The 19,148-nt window shown below is 48.4% G+C and carries 12 protein-coding genes; 3 read left to right on the forward strand and 9 right to left on the reverse strand.

Translation table 11 applies throughout. The annotated features are described in order from the left end of the window. Positions 1-71: 71 nt before the first annotated feature. From J7438_RS18995 to J7438_RS19005, 3 genes are all read right to left on the reverse strand, one after another. A complete protein-coding gene (locus tag J7438_RS18995; RefSeq protein WP_209277800.1) occupies positions 72-1,022 on the reverse strand; it encodes a hypothetical protein in 951 nt (316 codons plus the stop codon). A 1,101-nt stretch (positions 1,023-2,123) separates the two neighbouring features. Further along, positions 2,124-3,305, reverse strand: coding sequence for a hypothetical protein (locus tag J7438_RS19000; RefSeq protein WP_209277801.1), 1,182 nt, complete (start codon positions 3,303-3,305; stop codon positions 2,124-2,126). A gap of 482 nt (positions 3,306-3,787) precedes the next feature. Further along, a complete protein-coding gene (locus tag J7438_RS19005) occupies positions 3,788-4,975 on the reverse strand; it encodes a hypothetical protein (RefSeq protein ID WP_209277802.1) in 1,188 nt (395 codons plus the stop codon). A gap of 275 nt (positions 4,976-5,250) precedes the next feature. Between J7438_RS19005 and J7438_RS19010 the strand changes: the two genes are divergently transcribed. The 3 genes from J7438_RS19010 (at position 5,251) to J7438_RS19020 (ending at position 11,839) form a co-directional block, all read left to right on the forward strand. Beyond that, the gene (locus J7438_RS19010; protein WP_209277803.1) at positions 5,251-5,838 is read left to right on the forward strand and encodes a Maf family protein; all 588 of its coding nucleotides are present in this window, start codon (positions 5,251-5,253) and stop codon (positions 5,836-5,838) included. A 313-nt stretch (positions 5,839-6,151) separates the two neighbouring features. Next, positions 6,152-7,630 carry a ribonuclease G gene (gene rng / locus J7438_RS19015; RefSeq protein WP_209203305.1) on the forward strand — a complete coding sequence of 493 codons (1,479 nt, stop codon included), beginning with the start codon at positions 6,152-6,154 and terminating at the stop codon, positions 7,628-7,630. A gap of 204 nt (positions 7,631-7,834) precedes the next feature. Beyond that, positions 7,835-11,839: a YhdP family protein gene (locus J7438_RS19020; RefSeq protein ID WP_286196719.1), complete on the forward strand. Its 4,005-nt coding sequence runs from the start codon at positions 7,835-7,837 to the stop codon at positions 11,837-11,839. 237 nt (positions 11,840-12,076) lie between these two features. Here the strand turns inward: J7438_RS19020 and J7438_RS19025 are convergent, their stop codons facing one another. The 6 genes from J7438_RS19025 to J7438_RS19050 all read right to left on the reverse strand — a co-directional run. After that, complete coding sequence (locus tag J7438_RS19025; protein WP_209277805.1) at positions 12,077-13,693, reverse strand: RING finger domain-containing protein; 1,617 nt, start codon at positions 13,691-13,693, stop codon at positions 12,077-12,079. A gap of 357 nt (positions 13,694-14,050) precedes the next feature. Beyond that, complete coding sequence (locus J7438_RS19030) at positions 14,051-15,541, reverse strand: RING finger domain-containing protein (RefSeq protein WP_209277806.1); 1,491 nt, start codon at positions 15,539-15,541, stop codon at positions 14,051-14,053. Between the two features lie 437 nt (positions 15,542-15,978). Further along, the gene (locus J7438_RS19035) at positions 15,979-16,404 is read right to left on the reverse strand and encodes a hypothetical protein (RefSeq protein WP_209203301.1); all 426 of its coding nucleotides are present in this window, start codon (positions 16,402-16,404) and stop codon (positions 15,979-15,981) included. Beyond that, positions 16,397-16,843: a DUF2306 domain-containing protein gene (locus tag J7438_RS19040; protein ID WP_209277807.1), complete on the reverse strand. Its 447-nt coding sequence runs from the start codon at positions 16,841-16,843 to the stop codon at positions 16,397-16,399. The genes J7438_RS19035 and J7438_RS19040 overlap by 8 nt, the downstream gene beginning before the upstream one ends. Positions 16,844-16,858: 15 nt before the next feature. Continuing rightward, positions 16,859-18,364 (reverse strand): hypothetical protein, encoded by a 1,506-nt coding sequence (locus J7438_RS19045; RefSeq protein ID WP_209277808.1) that lies wholly within the window; start codon positions 18,362-18,364, stop codon positions 16,859-16,861. A gap of 592 nt (positions 18,365-18,956) precedes the next feature. Further along, the coding region (locus tag J7438_RS19050; RefSeq protein WP_209277809.1) for an SEL1-like repeat protein at positions 18,957-19,148 on the reverse strand (192 nt) is incomplete at its 5' end.

Genomic DNA, 19,148 nt, shown 5'->3' on the forward strand with positions numbered 1-19,148 from the left:
TACATGTCAATGTTATTGGAGGCTCCTTCATTGGCCTCCTGGAAACCTGCACTACCTTTTTACAGGTAGCTTCATTTGCGAAGGTATCTTTCAGCAAGTCTGTCAACAAGACTTTCCCAATCTTCTGGCAACTGGTGTGCATTGGCATCAAATTGAATAAGAACCACTTCCTTGATATGTGCCTTCAGTATTGTTTTCTCGTCTGCCGCTGTCAGCTTATTTTTAACGGGAAGACGGTCATAGTGAAAAAACCTGCTTGAGAAATCAATTGGAAATGCACGAACCTCATAATCAGCAGGACCTCCTGAGTGGAATTTAGCGCCTTTTCCCACGAGAATTATATTGAAGGCATCACCCGGGTTGTAAACTCCATTATCAATGAGGTTTCTAATATCCTTAACCAATGGAGTTAAAGTCGCATCCCAGTCTTCAGGTTTAAGCGGCTTCTGGCCTTCTGATAACACTTTCTTACCGTTCAGGTGATTGAAAATCTCAAGACCGGTTTTGCTGAGCAATTCAAAAGTATTTTGTTTTGCGTATTCGCTAAATGATGGCGCGATATGGGTTGCTATTGAGTATTTGGTACCCTGAAATTCCCAACGAATAACAGCAGGTTTGATGTCAAGGGTTGGAATACCTGATTTTTTCAGGTAACTGTGCATCATTAACTCATCATAGAATTGGTGAGGGGCCGCATTCATTGCCAGTGCCTGGCCATCGCCAGTATCATAGAATGTCTTTGATGCACCAGCTCCCAGACTTTTCTTGAGTTTTACTGTCTTAACACCATCCTGAGTAATCAACTCAATGGGGATATCACCATCTCTTGCCTTCTCCAATTGACTGTAGGCTGCTTTTGGAATCTCTTCAGGATGATGTGAAACGTTAACTGCCAGAAAACGATTGTATCTTTCCATCGCATCTCTGACATTGCCATCATCGATGTATCTTTGCCATTGTACTTTGGCTTCGGGAATAACTTGAAGGTTTGAAGTCAGCGTTTTTGAACCACCCTCTGCCATTCGATTATGAGCTGTACTTTTAAACCTGCTCTTTGGTATTGGGCGTTGAGCTGGAGTTTTTGGCCTGTACTTTGGTATCGGGTTTTGAGCCGTAGTTTGTGACCCGCTCTTTGGTATCGGGTTTTGAGCCGTAGTTTGTGACCCGCTCTTTGGTGTCGGGTTTTGAGCTGTAGTTTGGGGCCTGCTCTTTGTTGTCGGGTTTTGAGCTGTAGTTTGTGGCCTGCTCTTTGTTGTCGGGTTTTGAGCTGTAGTTTGTGGCCTGCTCTTTGGTGTCGGATTTTGAGCTGTAGTTTGTGACCCACTCTTTGGTGTCGGGTTTTGAGCTGTAGTTTGTGACCCGCTCTTTGGTGTCGGGTTTTGAGCTGTAGTTTGTGACCCGCTCTTTGGTGTCGGGTTTTGAGCTGTAGTTTGTGACCCGCTCTTTGGTGTCGGGTTTTGGGCTGTAGTTTGTGAACTGCGCTCTGGTATCGGGGATTGAGCTGTAGTTTGTGGCCTTCTCTCTGGTATCGGGTTTTGAGCTGTAGTTTGTGTTCTGCTCACTGGCAGCTGGTTTTCAGTCATAGTTTGAGGTTTGGTAACTTTTCGGTCATACAGGCTCTTGACTGCGTAAACAAGATCAACCGCCAGTGACGGAATAAAAGCTACTACAGACACCACAGCGGCAACAGCACGCCCAAAAAAGCGAGATGTTTTACTGGCAACAGCCTCAGAAATTTTGTTAAACCAGTTTGCGCAAGTCCATTTACGCTTTTCTGTGGTCTGATTGGTATTGAGTGCCGGATTACCAACAATCGGGTCTGGCATAGAAACCTCCTATGTTTCATTAAATCATATAGTTGTAAATAATAATTTGAGGATATAGTTGATTACCTAGTGGTTTGACCACTATGCAGTGAATAAGTTTCAATTCTTTTAAGATTAAATAAGATCCATCTGGCTTACCAATGGCTGCGTCGAGCTGAGCTGTTACACCAAATTGGTGTTTTCTGCCAAAAACTGGCCTTCAATGAAAACCCTTTTCCCGGTGAGTCCCATGCCGGGAAAAGGCAACTGCAGGAAGAAATACTGAACCTCCCGGGATAGAAATCTGTCGCTACTTTTTCACAGGAAGTTTCTTCGACGACGGTATCTTTTGGTAAGGTCCGTAACAAGGTCTTCCCACTCTTTTGGCAAGGTGCATTTTTTGGTATCAAATTGAATAAAAACGACTTGCTCAATATATGCCCTCAATGTTCTTTCCTCCTCTTTCGCTTTAAGCCGCTTTTTAACAGGGAGCTGATCGTACTGCTCGAATTTGCTTGAGAAATCAAATGGAAATGCACGCACCTCAAAATCAGCTTGCCCCCCTGAATGGAATTTGTTGCCTTTTCCCACAAGAATGGCATTTAGAGAATCATGCCGAGCGAAAACTCCATTATCAATAAGGGTTCTAATATCATTAACCAGTGGATTCAAAACTTCATCCCAGTTCTCAAGTATGAATGGTTTCTGGCCTGCTGATAACACTTTCTTACCGTTCAGTTGATCGGTAATATTAAAAGGGGCTTTGCTGTCCAATACGAAAGCATTTTGTTTTGGGTATTCGTTAAATGATGGTGCGATATAGGTTGCTATTGTGTATGTGGTGCCCTCAAATTCCCAACGAATAACAGCGGGTTTGATTTCATTGGTAGGAATACCTAATTTTTCCAGATATCGCTGCATCATTAACTCATCATAGAATTGGTGTGGGGCCCTGATCATTGCCAGTGCCTGGCCATCGCCGATATCGTAGAATGTCTTGGATCCACCACCTCCCAGCTCTTTATGGAGTTTTACGGTTGTGACACCATCTTCAGTAATCAACTCAATGGGCATATCACCTTTGGTTGCCTCATTTAATTGTTGATATGCTGCTTCAGGAATCTCGTTTGGATGATGTGTGAGGTTTTCTGCCAGAAAACGATCGTAACGTTCCATCGTAGCTTTAACATCGTCATCATGAATGTATCTTCGCCATTGTACTTTGGCTCCTGGAATAACCGGAAGATTTGGAGCAGGAGCCTGGAGTTTGGTGATTTTTCTGTCATACAGGCTCTTGGCTGCATAAACAAGATCAATGCCCAGTGAAGGAATAAAGGTGACTACAGTTACCACAGCGGCAACAACATGCCCAAAAAAGCGAGATGTTTTACTGGCAACAGCGTCAGAAATTTTTTTAAACCAGCTTACGCAGGTCCATTCACTATTATGCGCATTCTGGGGGGGATTGAGCGCTGGATTGCCGGCAGTGGGGCCTGTCATGGAAACCTCCTATGTTTCTTTATTAAGAGTATTGTTATAAATAGTTGATTCTTTGATAACCATACCATTCGCACTGAGTGAAGTGCGGTGCTTCTATCCTTCGGCTTCGCTCAGGATGAATGGGTGTACGGGTATTAACGGGTATTAAAGTTTTACTGGTACTTTTGACCACTAACTAATGAATAAGTTCAAACTATTTTATAATCCGTTTTCATTACGTTAGGCATCAGGAATCTATTCCTCTAAGTGGCTACGGTTCTGTGTCGTTCAAAAAAGGTTGAATATGATCTATCTGGCTTCCCAATCCCCGCCTCGGGCTGAGCTGTTACAATAGATTGGTGTTTCTTGGCAGAAACTGGCCTTCAATGTAAACCCTTTTCCCGGTGAGTCCCCTGCCGGGAAAAGGCGACTGCAGGCAAAAACACCAAATCGCGATTTTCCCGGGAGTGTAGAAAACCAACGCAGCCTTTTCACAGGAAGATTCATCGGCGAATATGTCTTTCGACAAGATCTGTAACAAGTTTTTTCCACTTTTCCGGCAAGCGCCATGCCTTAGGGTTAAATTGAACAAAAGCGGCTAACTCGATATAATGTCTCAATATTTCTTTCTCCTCTTCAGCTGTAAGCCGCTTTTTAGGTGGAAGTTGATCAAGTTGAGTCGTCTCGTCTACGAATTCATATGGAAATGCGCGAATCTCATAATCAGCAGGCCCACCTGAGTGGAATTTATTGCCTTTTCCGACAACGATGGCTTTGTGGGTAGCCGAAATTGCGTAACAAGCATGTGTAGAAACACCATTATCAATCAGGGTTCTAACATCATTAACCAGTGGCTTTAAAACCTCATCCCAGTGCTCAGGAGTCATTATATACTTGTCTTCGTCTTCGTCTTCGTCTTCGTCTTCGTCTACTGCTAACAATTTCTTACCATCCAGTAGTTCAGTTTCCTCTGAAGTAGATCTTTTATGCATTAAGAAAGCATTTTGTTTTGCGTATTCGCTAAATGATGTTGTGATGTAGGTTGCCATTGTGTATTTTTCACCCTCGAATTCCCAACGAATAACAGCGGGTTTGATTTCAATGGTCGGAACACCTAATTTTTCAAGGTATCTATTCATCATTAATTCATCATAGAATTGGTGTGGGCAATTATTCATTGCCAGTGCCTGTCCATCTCCAATATCGTAGTAACGTCTTGATTCACCAATTCTTAGCTCTTCCCCAAACTTAAATGTTGTAAAAGCATTTTGGTCTGGAGTAATCAACTCAACTGGAATATCACCATCCAGGGCCTTAACCAGTTGTTGGTGAGCTGCTTCCGGGATAGCCTCTGGATGGTGTAAGACGTTATTTGCCAGAAAACGATTGTGTTTTCCCATCGTAGTTTTGACATCGCCATCATGAATGTCTCTTATCCACTCTACCTTGGCCTGGAGTTTGGTGACTTTTCTGTCACACAGGCTCTTGGCTGCATAAACAAGATCAACGCCCAGTGAAGGAATGAAGGTGGCTACAGTTAACACAGCGGCAACAACACGCCCAAAAAAGCGAGATGTTTTACTGGCAACAGCGTCAGAAATTTTTTTAAACCAGCTTACGCAGGTCCATTCACTATTTTGCGCATTCTGGGGGGAATTAAGCGCTGGATTACCGGCAGTGGGGCCTGTCATAGAAACCTCCTATGTTTCTTTATTAAGAGTATTGTTATAAGTAGTTGATTCTTTGATACCCATACCGTTCGCACTGAGTGAAGTGCGGTGCTCCCATCCTTCGAATCCGCTCAGGATGAATGGGGTGTACGGTATTAAAGCTTTACTGGTGTTTTTGACCACTAACTAATGAATAAGTTCCAACTCTTTTATAATCCGTCTTTATTACGTTAGGCTTCGGGCATCTATCCGGGCTAAGTGACTACGGTTCTGTGTCGTTCAAAAAAAGGTTGAATATGATCTATCTGGCTTCCCAATCCCCGCGTCGAGCTGAGCTGTTACAGCAAATCGGTGTTTCCTTTCATCAACTGGCCTGTGATATTGATGAAACCCCATTCCCCGGTGAGGCTCCAGCAGAATATGTGCTGCGAATGGCCCGGGAAAAGGCAGCGGCAGGCTGGCAGGCATTATTAACCCGGGATTCTGTCCAAATGCCCTTGCTGGCAGCAGATACAACGGTGGTCTGTAATGATCAAATTCTCGGCAAGCCTCAGGATTCAAACGATGCTCGTCGTATGTTGGTGATGCTGTCCGGCAATGCTCATCAGGTGATGACCGCAGTAGCGGTAACCGATGGCAGTCAGCTGCAAACTGAGTTGTCAGTCACAGATGTGGTGTTTAATGACCTGTCTGATTCGTTGATTGATGATTATATTGCCTCCGGGGAGCCGACCGATAAAGCAGGTGCCTACGGTATTCAGGGCTATGGTGCGGTTTTGGTAGCGAGTCTGTCTGGCAGCTATTCCGGTGTTGTCGGGTTGCCGCTTATGGAGACTGCACGACTTCTGACCGATTTTAATGTGCCATTCTGGCAAGCGTGCTGATCTGTAGTCTGTATCTTATTTCCAACTAAGGTGTCTCATTTTCTCGCCGTTTTTGCCGTTCAAAAAAGAGCGTGAATACGCTCTCACAACATCATGGAACGGTTTTTGGTATAAAGTTTGTCAGGAAGCAAAAACCGGATGCAAATTACTGGTATGATCGACTGATCTATTTTGTTTCTACCAGTACGTCAGCCTCAGACGGCCTCTTAAGGAATGGTGGAAAGTGTATTGACCTGTGATGCCTGTGACGAAACTCATTGTCCGTCTAAAGAGGCACCACAGGTCAATGCATTAAAGGAATTGAGGGACTGGGATGAGCGAAGAAATTCTCATGAATATCACGCCCATGGAATCACGGGTGGCTCTGGTTGAAAATGGGGTGCTGCAGGAGATCTATGTCGAGCGTGCCCGAAGTCGGGGTATTGTCGGCAATATTTATAAAGGGAAGGTGGTTCGTGTCCTGCCGGGAATGCAGGCCGCATTTGTTGATATTGGCCTTGAACGGGCGGCGTTTATTCATGCCAGTGAAATTGCGCCCAGGCAGGACAGCCGCCATGAAAAAAACGGGGAAGAGACCCAGGAACGCCCGATTTATGAACTGGTGCATGAAGGCCAGTCGCTGGTGGTTCAGGTAACCAAAGATCCCCTGGGTACCAAAGGTGCCCGTCTGACCACCCATATCTCTATTCCGGCCCGCTATCTGGTGCACATGCCAAAAAACAACCACGTGGGGATCTCGCTGCGCATCGAAGATGTTGAGGAGCGGGAACGTCTGCGGCAACTGGTTGAGTCTTGCCTTGGCGGTGATGATGGTGCCGGTGGCTTTATTCTGAGAACGGCTGCAGAAGGCATCGGCGAAGCTGAGGTGCGTGCCGATATTCTCTTTCTGCGCAGGCTGTGGGCCACCATCGAAGAGAATATCCGGGAGAGTAAGGCACCGGCCAATGTCTATGAAGACTTGCCGCTGCACTTGCGAACCATGCGTGACCTGGTCAACCCCAACATTGAAAAGATCCGCATTGATTCCCGGGAAACGTTTGAAAAAGTGTCCAAATTTGTCAAAAAGCTGGTACCTGAGATCGATGGCCGGGTTGAATATTACCCCGGCGAACGCCCGATTTTTGATCTGTTTGGCGTTGAGGATGAGATCAACAAGGGGCTTAGCCGTAAAGTTCAGCTGAAGTCCGGTGGCTATCTGATTATTGATCAGACCGAAGCCATGACCACCATTGATGTCAACACCGGTGCCTTTGTCGGTCATCGTAATCTGGAAGAGACTATTTTTAAAACCAACCTTGAAGCGGCCGTTGCCATTGCCCGCCAGCTCCGGTTACGGAACCTGGGGGGGATCATCATTATCGACTTTATTGATATGGAAGATCCGGAGCATCAGCGGCAGGTTCAGCGTGCTTTTGAAAAGGCCATGGAGCAGGATCATGCCAAGACCAATTTTACCGGCGTCAGTGAACTGGGCCTGGTGGAGATGACTCGCAAGCGAACCCGCGAGTCACTGGAGAATGTTCTGTGTGAATCCTGCCCAACCTGTGAAGGCCGTGGTACCCTGAAAACGGCAGAGACGGTATGCTACGAGATTTTCCGGGAAATTCTCCGGGCTGTCCGGGCCTATGATGGCGACAGTTATACGGTGCTGGCAGCTGAGACCGTGATAGACCGTCTGCTGGATGAAGAGTCCAATAATGTGGCCGATCTTGAAGAGTTTATCCAGAAGCCTATTCGTTTTCAGGTGGAGCCGATCTATACCCAGGAACAGTTTGATGTAGTTCTGGTGTAACGAACGCTGCCCGCTTCCTGCTGCCCGCTACCCCGCTTTTCAGGGGCGCGGTTAACGGGAAGCGGGTAGTGTTTTTTTAGCATTTGGTAATGGTTACTGTTGAGTCTGGATTGATATTTTGTTGAGCGTCACTTTTGTTATACGGCTGGTTAATAGTCAGTTGTCCAATGGTTTGTCAGGGCGGGAACTCGGTTGTTGAAGCGGATGGTAAACAGCCTCAAACGGAGTGCTCCGGGCATTCAGGGGGCAGATGGTGAAAAAGCACCATCAGGCAGTCTCCGTCTACTGAATAGTTTGATGAAATGGAGCTGGCGGCTGCTGCTGACCGGGTTAACCATTCTGGTCATTCTGGTGGGGCTCGGGCGACTGACGTTTAGTGCTTTACCGGTTCTGCTGCCTCAGCTTTCAGGTTTTCTCAGCGACCGGTTGCAGGCTGACCTGCAAATTGAGTCCATGTCTGCGCAATGGAATGATGGTGAGCCATGGTTATCCATGAGAGGGTTGACGCTTAAAGGTAAAGAGGCAGATCAGGCCGGGTTCAGTATCTCGCAGCTGGCTTTGGAACTGAGCCTGAAGGAGTCACTATTACACTGGACGCCAGTATTTTCGTCCCTGGAAATCAATGGAATCAATGTCGAGCTGGTCCGTGGAGATGGTGCCCAGTGGGCACTATCCGGTATTCAACGGGTTGCCGGGTCATCATTACAGGCTCCTGAATATCAACAGAGTTCTGCGCTGGAATGGCTTGCCCTGCAAAAGAAGGTGGATATTCGTGATATCCGCCTGAATATGCGCAAAGCCAATGGTGAGAGCAGTGATATTCATGGCCAGCATTTGACGGTCGTGACGGATGGTGACCAGAAAAATCTGTCGGTCCGCCTTGAAGCGGGTGCTGGTTATCTTGCCATCAATGGCTCTGGCATCGCCGGCCCTGGTCAGTTTTCCCGGTGGCAGGGAGAGGCCGTCGCCAGTGATCTTGATGCTGAGCAGCTCTGTGTCCTGTGGTCTGGTTGTTATGATGATGTGCTGTCAGCAGTGGTACAGTTGGAGACCCGCTGGCTGTATGATGATGGTGTCTGGCAAGTACAGGGAGAGGTCGCTTCTCCTGATGTAACGTATCGGGATAACGCTGGTGCGTTGAACCATCTTTCCGGGCAGACCCATGTATTTATGCAGGGCGTTTTGTCCCGGGAGCCGTTGTCAGAATCCAGCTGGCAGATCTGGCTGAATGGCCTCAATCTGGAAAACCGCCTGCATAACGGGACGGTTTATCAGTGGGAAAACAGCTGGTATCTGGCCGGTGGCCTGGCTGAAGAATATGCGGTAACCGTAGCGACCGAAAACCTGGATCTGGATCTGCTGAAACGATGGTTACTGGATACCGATGCGCTTCCGGAACCGGTTGCTGATCTGGTGAATACCCTGAATCCCATTGGCCAGTTGAATGATCTGGCCATCCGTTTTTACCCATCCCGTCAACCGTTTGATTTCGACTTGAGTGCCCGGCTTGACAATGTGTCGGTGGCTGCCTGGCACGGCGCTCCTTCCGGGGGCAATGTCAGTGGTCAGTTAAGGATGAACCTGCTGCAGGGGTATCTTGATCTGGATACCCGGAACTTCCAGCTGGGCTTTCCCAAACTGTTCCGGGAAACCTGGACGTTTGCTACTGCCAAAGCACGCCTTTACTGGGATGTTATTGATGACTTTTATATTTTGAAGTCGGATGACATCGCCCTGGTGGGTGCTGAAGGTGATCTGAAAGGCAAGCTCAGGCTCGATATCCCGTTAAAATGGCATGAAGGTGACACCCTGGATATGGCATTGACGGTGGGCATGAGCAATGGTGATGCCCGCTATACGGGCAAGTACCTGCCAGTCTTTCTGCCCATGAACAGCGGCCTGGTTCACTGGCTGGATACCGCCATTCGCAAGGCGGATATCTCAGGGGGCGGGTTTATTTATAACGGTGCGCTGTCTGGTGGTAAGCGTGGAGATATCGGCCCACAGGATTCCCGCTGGGGACTGTTTTTTGATCTCCAGAATGGCGAGCTGGACTATGCGCCTGACTGGCCTGTGATTACCGGCCTGGCCGGGCAGGTTTATGTTAACGATGACCGGGTGGAAGTACTGGGCCAGCAGGCAGAGTCAGCGGGTGGCCAACTGAATGATATCGTGGCGCGAGTGCCGCTGGACGGGACATCGATACTCAGGATCCGCAGTCAGCTGAATGCCAGTGGCGAGACACTGCAGCACTTTCTTACCCGGACACCCATTAATGACTGGATGAAGGGTGCAGCAGAACTATGGACGTTACAGGGGCAGCTGGATGCCGGACTTGATTTGACACTTCCTCTGGATGACCCGGGCCGTTCTGAAGTGGATATCCGTGGTGCAGTGGAATCGTTTACCTTCGGAATTCCTGAGGTGGGGATTGCCGCAAAAGGCATTGCCGGTGAACTCTCCTACAGCACTGACCGTGGACTTACTGCACGACAGTTATCTGGTCAGCTGTTTGGTCAGCCGGCTCAATTTCAGATACGTTCGATGGTACAGAATCAACAACCCGTTTCCACCGATATTGTCTGGTCAGGCAGAGCCTCAGTGTCTTCACTTCAGGACTGGCTGAAGCTGGATTGGCTCAGTTTGCTGGAGGGAGAAACGGATTATCGCGCCAGCTTATCCCTGGGGTTAGACGACAATAACACGGAACTCAGGGTCGGCAGTGAATTGCTTGGCGTTGATATAGAGCTGCCAGCGCCGGTGGGTAAAACAGCCGATACACCGCTACCCCTGACGTTTTCTCTGACCAAAAAAGCAGGTCACCAGATGCTGGGTGTGATGCTGGGAAAACTGGGGCGGCTGGACATGAGAATGACGCCAGAGTTTTCCCCGGAGTCTGCCTTGATGACACTGGGTGACGATGCTTCCCATCCCGGTACAGGCTTTGCTGTCTGGCCTTCAGGGAATCAATTTCTGGTGACCGGTACTTTGCCGGAACTGGATCTCGGTCCCTGGAAGGCCCGCTTTGAAGGGCAGCCCGTTAGTCCTGTCGAGCAACAGTTGGCCTCACGCCTGGCCCTTGACAATGTTCACCTCGGTTCACTGAAGTATGGGGATTATCTCTGGCCGGATATATCGGTTTCACTTCAGCAGGCGGTTCAGAATCAGAGGTCACAGTCTGACAGAAAAGGCATGAAACTGGCCGTTGATGGACAGACACTGAAAGGTGATTTATGGATTCCTGACCAGCAAACTGCACCGTGGTCTCTTTATATTGACCGTGTACATCTGCCAGAGCCTGCTTCTGAAACCGCTTCCGGGGATAGTCCTTTAGAATCCGGGGACAGCCTGGCAGACATCAATCCGGCAACGTTGCCCAATATTGATGTGAACATCAACCATATTCAGGTTGGCGGCCGAACACCAGCAAGCATCGGTTTTAAACTTCGTCATGGACCCAACGGTGTCAAGATCGATCATATTACCGGTGAGCTGTCGGATATGTCGCTGAATGGTCTGGCAGACTGGGTGCTGATGGACGGTGAACAGCGCAGCTGGATTCAGGGAGAACTTAAAGGCACGGACATCACCGCATTGCAGAAAGCCCTGGGCTCTTCAGGTTTTCTTGAGGCCAGGGAAAGCCGTTTCGAGGCCAGCCTGAACTGGGATGGATCGCCTCTTGGAGGTTCGATTGCCACCATGAAAGGCCGGATCGATTTGCTGCTGAAGAAAGGGCGGCTGCGCAAAGTCGATAATGGCTCGTCGGAAGCACTTAAATTATTTGGTATTTTTAATACCGAAGCACTGACCAGAAGGATAAGGCTGGACTTTTCCGATCTCTACTCGTCCGGTATCAGTTTTGATCAAATCAAGGGCAGTCTGAACTTTAACCGTGGACTGATTACCTTCAATTCACCCATGGTGATCGAAGGGCCGTCTTCCGACTTCAAACTGGATGGCACTATTGATACCAATACTGAACAGCTGGATCTGAGCCTGGTGGTTACCCTGCCTGTGTCATCCAATCTGCCGATTCTCAGCGTACTGCTGGGAACTGCTCCCCAGGTGGCGGGCATTATTTATATTGCGGACAGACTGGTGGGCAAACAGGTGGATCAGCTGGCCAGCATTCGTTACCGGATTCATGGCTCCTTTGCTGACCCTAAAATGACCCTGGACAGGCTGTTCTCCAATAAGCCGAAAAAATAACCCGGCCGATAAGTAGTTAACCAAATGAAATCGTATTTTCTGACTAAGTGGACAGTCACTCTGCGGCGTTACAACTACGGTCACATAGCTACGGCTATGCTCCCTACGTTGTGCCTTGCATAGTAACTGCCCACTTAGCCAGAAAATACGATTCCATTTGGCCAACTACTTATAATCTTCCTGATTCATCCTCTGCCTGAATGTACTCTGAATACGCAAAGGCTTTTAGCGGATCTATCAGGAAGCTATCTCCACACTGCTTTTGAGGTTCCTCAGATTTTTAATAGCCTTGGCATTCCCCAGCCTGGCTGCCTTACGGTACCAGCGCTCCGCTTCATACAGATTTACCCCAAAGCCCTCTCTACCAAGCTCATACAGGGTGCCCAGTTTGTTCATGGCTGAAGCACTACCCAGCTCAGCCGCATTGAGCAACCAGAAGATCGCCTGGTCCAGATTTATCGGAAAGCCCTCGTCACCATTGAGATAAAGGCTGCCCAGCTTTTTCATGGCTGAATCATTGCGCAGCCTGGCCGCCTTAAGGTACCACCGCTCCGCTTCACGCAGGTTTACCCCAAAGCCCTCGTCAGCATAGTGATGAAGGTAGCCCAGCAGGTACATGGCTGAAGCTATAATGGCTGGATCTTTCCCCAGCTCAACCACCTTGAGCAACCAGATTTTCGCCTGATGCAGATCTGCCGTAAAGCTCTCACCACCATACAGATACAGGTAACCCAGGTGATACATGGCTCTGACATGTTCCAGCTCAACCGCCTTGAGCCACCAGGATTTCGCCTGGTGCAGATCTTTGTCAAAGCCTTGTTCACCCTGGTAATACAGGCAGCCCAGGCTGGACATGGCTCCAACATCCCCCAACCCGGCCGCCTTGAACAACAGGAACATTCCCTGATCCTGATGATCTGCCGGTAAGCCCTCGCCGCCATCCAGATACAGTAGGGCCAGGTTATTCATGGCGCAGGCATCCCCCAATCCAGCCGCCTCCAGGTACCAGTGCTCCGCTTTGCGCAGATCTGCCGCGAAGTCCTTGCCACCATGCTGATACTGGTAGGCCAGGTTATTCATGGCTGTAGTATCCCCCAGCTCAGCCGCCTTAAGGTACCAGCTCTCGGCTTTGTGCAGATCGGCTGGAAAGCCCTTGCCACCACGTGCATAGACGATGCCCAGGCTGCACATGGCTGTAATATCCCCCAGCTCAGCTGCCTTAAGGTACCAGCTCTCGGCTTTGTGCAGATCTATCCGAAAGCCCTCACCGCCCAACTGATACAGGTGGCCCAGATGCCACATGGCTGTAATATCCCCCAATTCAGCCGCCTTGATATACCAGTGTTCCGCTTTGTGCAGATCTACCGGAATCCCTTCGCCACCATTCTGGAAAAGACACCCCAGGTTTCTCAGACCGATCAGGTCGGATCCTCCCCTTCTGGCCAGCAGCAGGGCAGCATCGAGGTGCTTATTGGCAACGGCCAGGGCCAGGGGAGTTTTACCCGAAGTTCGGCCCGCATCCACCTTCGTTCCCCTTTGCAGCAGGGCCTGGATGATCTTGATATCACCCTCCTTTGCCGCGTTGACCATCTGACGCCGCCAGCCCCGGGGCAGGGGCAGGTTTTTCACCACCATTTTTTTAATGACTTCCCGTCCGTAAGGGCAGGTCAGATGGCCTTTTGTCCAGCTGGAAAGGCACTTAAAGTGAAACTTATGCCCGCAGGGCCTGGCAATAGCGACGCGCCTGCCCACAAACATCAGATTAGTGGATGAGTAGAGGCCATCATGGCAGATCGGGCAGATTGTGGGCTCGGTGGGCACAACAACTGCTGCACTGGAGGGAATGCTGTTCATGCCAGGTAACTCCCTTACGTTTTTGGGATTACTACTCTGACTGTGTTGATCTCAAAAATATCCCGTACCAGGTTCTGAAAATATCAAAAAACCAGCTTTGTGGAATTGCTGAATTCCAGAAAAGATCTAAATATCGGAAAAGAAGGCGTTTATAAGGTTATAATGCAGACAATTTTATCGATGCAGGAGGTATAGATATATATTCATTGTCGTTTAAATCGACCCGGACTTTAACAGGCTAGCATTGGTTACCGGATTCATGGCTCCTTTGATGATCCCGGGATAATCCGGAAATAACTCTGGATAGCCTCCCGGGGGACGCAAAATATTGTCACGTACCATGGGCATTTGGTGGATCTATCGGGAAGCCTTCTCTATTTTATGCCCCTTACAGCCTGCTGCCGTGGATTCGCCCTCTGGGTGGGCGCGGCCGGGTTCACCAGGAAAGGCTTCATCAAACCCGCGTTTTTTAGCGGGTTGCGGTTTAGAGGCTTTTTCCAGTTTTTTGATGGCCAGGTCATTCCCCAACTCAGCCGCCTTGAGCAACCAGGCCTTCGCCTGGTTCAGATCTACCGGAAAGTCCGCCCCACCATGCTTATACAGATGACTCAGGTGGAACATGGCCGCAGCGTTACCCAGGTCAGCCGCCTTGAGCAACCAGATTTTCGCCTGGTGCAGATCTGCCGGAAAGTTCTCGCCACCATGCAGATACAGGTATCCCAGGAGTTGCATGGCTCTAACATATCCCAGCTCACCCGCCTTGAGCCACCAGGATTTCGCCTGGTGCAGATCTTTCTCAAAGCCTTGTTCACCCTCGTAATACAGGCAGCCCAGGCTGCTCATGGCTCCAACATCCCCCAACCCAGCCGCCTTGAACAACAGGAACTTTCCCTGATCCTGATCTGCCGGTAAGCCCTCGCCGCCATCCAGATACAATAGGGCCAGGTTATTCATGGCGCAGGCATCCCCCAATCCAGCCGCCTGCAGGTACCAGTGCTCCGCTTTGCGCAGATCTGCCGCGAAGTCCTTGCCACCATGCTGATACTGGTGGGCCAGGTTATTCATGGCTATAGTATCCCCCAGCCCAGCCGCCTTAAGGTACCAGCTCTCAGCTTTGTGCAGATCTATCGGAAAGCCCTCGCCACCATTTGTATACACGATGCCCAGGCTGCTCATGGCTGCAATATCCCCCAGTTCAGCCGCTTTGAGGTACCAGCTCTCGGCTTTGTGCAGATCTATCGGAAAGCCCTCGCCACCAAACTGATACTGGTAGCCCAGATACCACATGGCTGCAAAATCCCCCAACTCAGCTGCCTTGAGATACCAGTGCTCCGCTTTGTGCAGATCTACCGGAATGCCCTCACCACCATGCCGGAACAGCTCCCCCAGGTCTCTCAGACCGATCGGGTCGGATCCTCCCCTTCCGGCCAGCAGCAGGGCAGCATCAAGATGCTTATTGGCAACGGCCAGGGCCAGGGGGGTTGTACCCGCAGTTCGGCCCGCATCCACCTTCGCCCTCCGTTGCAGCAGGGCCTGGATGATCTTGATATCACCCTCCTTTGCCGCGTTGACCATCTGATTCTTCCAGTCCCGGGGCAGGGGCAGGTTTTTCACCACCATATTTTTAATGACTTCCCGCTCGTAAGGGCAGGTCACGTGGTCTTTTGTCCAACGGGAAAGGCACTTAAAGTGAAACTTATGCCCGCAGGGTCTGGCAATAGCGACGCGCCTGCCCACAAACTTCCGGTTTTTGGGTGAGTAAAGGCTATCATGGCAGATTGGGCAGATTGGGCAGATTGGGGGCTTGGTGGGTACAACAATTGCTGCACTGGAGGGCACGCTGTTCATGCCAGGTAACTCCCTTACGTTTTTGGGATTGTTACTCTGACTGTGTTGATCTCAAAAATATCCCGTACCAGGTTCTGAAAATATCAAAAAACAGCTTTATAGATTTCATGAATTCCAGAACAGATCAAATATCCGAAAATAATGCGGTTATACGGTTATAACGTGCACAATTTTATGGATGCAGGAAGTATAGAGATACAAATTCATTGTTGTTTAAGTCGACGTGAACTTTAACAGGCCAGCATTGGTTACCGGGTTCATGGCTCCTTTGATGATCCCTGGTAATCCTGAAATAACCCTGGAGAGGCTGTTATCCAATAAGCCGAAAAAATAACCTGGCCGACATAATCCTCCTGATTCATTCTCTGCCTGGATGTACTGTGAATCGAGTTTCCGATCACCAGTTTGCTTTTGCCTGTTCTTTATCTTGTTGGGAATCAGATTTCCCCTGGGAGAGGGCCCTTGATGGCCAGAACGGGTAATTCACTGTGTTGGTTGGTTCGGCATAGTTTAGGCAACCACATATCGGCAATGAATAATCCATTCCTTCCTGCTATTTTACGACAATCCTGAATGGTTGTGTTCTGAACCCGGAATGTGAGTGCAGGGTGCTCATCAGCAAAATAATCAAGCTGGTCAATAACAAGAATATATTGATTTGGCTCAATGAGTAGCAAGCTGCAACATGCCACAGGGGAGATAGTTTGATCGTTGGCCTGGTTTTGTGAATGGGCCAGTGCTGCTGTAATACCCTCCAGAATGGAAAAGACCTGAAAATAATACGTTCCGCCCACATACACAGATATCAGCAGGCTGGCACCAATAATCAGCCAAGTCAGATATTCTAATAATCGTTTAGTCATGATGGAGTGACAATAACGGCACAACAAAATTATGAACCAGATTGAACAAATAATAGGAAAGCATTCGACCAGGAAACAGGGTCATGGTCCCTGCCAGCAGTAAACCAAAGTAAAACACCAGTTTCATACAAAATTCATGTTGATGGATTTTTCTCCTTCGGGCGAAATAAATGCCTAAAGCAAGAAAAACAAGTGTCGCAAAGCTGAGACTATGTACAGCACTTAAGCCATACAGACGGCTGTTGGGATTAAGCACCTTTATCCAGAATGAGCCAATGGCGACCAGGGATACCATGGCAACCCAGAGGCGTCCAAGTCGCCGGTGTAATCTACCGCCTTTTTTTAGTAGTAAGATAATCGCACCGAGGATAATGGACGCAAGAGCTAAAGCAATGTGTGACACTACCGCGAAATCGCTGGTATAACCAAGGTATTGCATTGATTTTGATGAATTCTAACAATTGCCAAAGAAACGATTGGCTTGCACAAATTTGAGTGATGAACTCAGGTTCTGCTCCAATGCATCAAATATTGTGTCTATAAACATGGTAATGACCTGTACCTGCTCTTGATGAATGGGTATAGACTTGATGGCAATGGTATCCAACAGTTTGCCGTTATGGTCATGAACCAAATGGTGGCGATTTGCCAGGTAATTGAGGCGAATACCATTTTGCTGCTCAGCGGTCACGGCTACAGGCTGGCAATGGTGGAAAAATGCATGACCACTGGCTTCAAGTATTTCAAGGAACCACAGGCGCAGAAACGGATCCTCGAACTGCAGCATTAGCATGCCAAACTTAATTAATGCACGTCTGTGTTTGTCCATCATTGGATCAAGGAAAAAAAATTCCAAGGCATCACTGGCCCGCCAGCCCAGGTGATCGTCAAGTTCAAGTGCAAGCCAGTCGGCCATTGCCAGTCGACTGTGGCGTGCCAGGTTGCTTGATACAGTATTGACATGTACCTCAAACGCATTTTGAGGGGAAGAATAGTTGATTATGTAATGGTTGAGATCCCGGTAGCCGAGGCAGTCAAAAATCCATAAGGGAAAGAAACGACGCAGTTTGTCTATGGCTGGTAAATCGGCAAATTGCAGCCATTGATAAAATTCATGGGATTCAACACGTTGCTTTCTTTCAAGCAGGTATTTAACCAGCGGCTGTTGTGTGGCGTCTGTTTTGGTGGCATCTGGTAGCTTCAGGTCAGAAGAAGCATCAGGATAACAGGGGGTGTCGAAAAATATGGCATTGTTCTTTGCTGGCACACGATCGGGCAGACAATATTGTGTGATGTATTGGTAAAAACTGTCATGAATGGTATCAAAAATATGAAACATCTGATCGGATAGTGTTATCGATAAACGATACTGGTCGTCAGTAAGTGCCTCATCCTCAAAAACGCCCGTGGAGTTGAGCATATGCCCAGTCTCTCGATCCAGATGATATTGGCCAAAATAGCGATAGTCGATTCCGTTATCTGCCGTAAGGGCTGTTGCGATTGGTGTAATGGTCTCGAAAAAGACATGCCCACATGCTTCACCGGCTTCTGAGTGGGCAAAGCGTATGAGTGGATCGCCCTGATCTGCAACATTCAAGCGCATGAATTCTACACCACATTTGCGGAAAACTTCTGTGTCTTCCGCAAAAAATAACCACCACAACAGATCACTGATACGCCAGTTCAAAGATGTATCGAAGCCAAGTTTGCGCCAGTCCTCCAAGAACAGACGAGAGTGTGTTTCATCCTCTCGTGTATTGCCATTTATGGTTTGTTTAAACTGATCATTTTCATCATCAAAGCGGATGACCCATTTATTCATATCTCTAAAATTCATGACAAAAAGGATCATGATTGGCATTAATTGGAGCTTCTTGTCCTGAGGGATCTGGTCAGAAGTTATGAGGGAAAATAGTTTATGTTGTTGGAATATATTTTGTCTGTGTTCAATATGTTTCATGACTCTTTTCATTGACATTGCCCTCTAATGTAACGTGAGTTCGATGCTCAGAAAGCCATAGGCAAACCTTCTGTCAGTGCTGTTATATCAATATGATGCTTTCTGGGCTGCCGGGTATAAGCGATTGTAAGAAACCAGGTTCGGGAAGCAGTCAGACTTATATTTAACGATGAGATTCAGGTAATAATGCTTGAAATTCCGAAAGGCACTCTGGTGGAAATGAATGATGATGGTCATTATTTCACTGAGCGACAATTTTGATATAACTGGAGGCTTATTGGCATTACAGATAAGTTGTTTATGCCATTCTGGTTCAAAAATCAGGCAGAAATCATCGATATCACAGAATACACTGGTCATAGACATGGGGCCTCTGGTTAGCTGTTCTATGGTTTGATATCTGAAAGATAGCTAAGCAGTCCGGAGGCCTCTTGTCTTTTTTACGTCGAATTCACGTTAATGTATTACAAAAAAGGCAAAATATAGTAGCATTTTGGGATGGGGTATGTGGTACAGATACTCTATCTGAGGTTAGGCTCGGTCCAGCTTAGTCGTTGGTTGTGATAATGAATTAATTTAACTAAATCATTATTCACATACCCGCGTTTTTAGCTGGTTGTGGTTCAGAGAGTTTTTCCAGTTTTTTGATGGCCCGGGCATTCCCCAACTCAGCCGCCTTGAGCAACCAGGCCTTCGCCTGGTCCAGATCTACCGGGAAGTCCGCCCCACCATGCTCATACAGATGACTCAGGTGGAACATGGCCCAAGCGTTACCCAGGTCAGC

This window comes from Thalassotalea sp. G20_0 (genome assembly GCF_017744175.1).
Lineage (GTDB): Bacteria > Pseudomonadota > Gammaproteobacteria > Pseudomonadales > Endozoicomonadaceae > Endozoicomonas.

Bases quoted from the DNA above. Each gene is read 5' to 3' on its own strand.
- J7438_RS18995 (WP_209277800.1), bottom strand. From the start codon at position 1,022: ATGGCAGAGGGTGGTTCAAAAACGCTGACTTCAAACCTTCAAGTTATT.
- J7438_RS19000 (WP_209277801.1), bottom strand. From the start codon at position 3,305: ATGACAGGCCCCACTGCCGGCAATCCAGCGCTCAATCCCCCCCAGAAT.
- J7438_RS19005 (WP_209277802.1), bottom strand. From the start codon at position 4,975: ATGACAGGCCCCACTGCCGGTAATCCAGCGCTTAATTCCCCCCAGAAT.
- J7438_RS19010 (WP_209277803.1), top strand. From the start codon at position 5,251: ATGATCTATCTGGCTTCCCAATCCCCGCGTCGAGCTGAGCTGTTACAG.
- rng (WP_209203305.1), top strand. From the start codon at position 6,152: ATGAGCGAAGAAATTCTCATGAATATCACGCCCATGGAATCACGGGTG.
- J7438_RS19020 (WP_286196719.1), top strand. From the start codon at position 7,835: ATGGTAAACAGCCTCAAACGGAGTGCTCCGGGCATTCAGGGGGCAGAT.
- J7438_RS19025 (WP_209277805.1), bottom strand. From the start codon at position 13,693: ATGAACAGCATTCCCTCCAGTGCAGCAGTTGTTGTGCCCACCGAGCCC.
- J7438_RS19030 (WP_209277806.1), bottom strand. From the start codon at position 15,541: ATGAACAGCGTGCCCTCCAGTGCAGCAATTGTTGTACCCACCAAGCCC.
- J7438_RS19035 (WP_209203301.1), bottom strand. From the start codon at position 16,404: ATGACTAAACGATTATTAGAATATCTGACTTGGCTGATTATTGGTGCC.
- J7438_RS19040 (WP_209277807.1), bottom strand. From the start codon at position 16,843: ATGCAATACCTTGGTTATACCAGCGATTTCGCGGTAGTGTCACACATT.
- J7438_RS19045 (WP_209277808.1), bottom strand. From the start codon at position 18,364: ATGAAACATATTGAACACAGACAAAATATATTCCAACAACATAAACTA.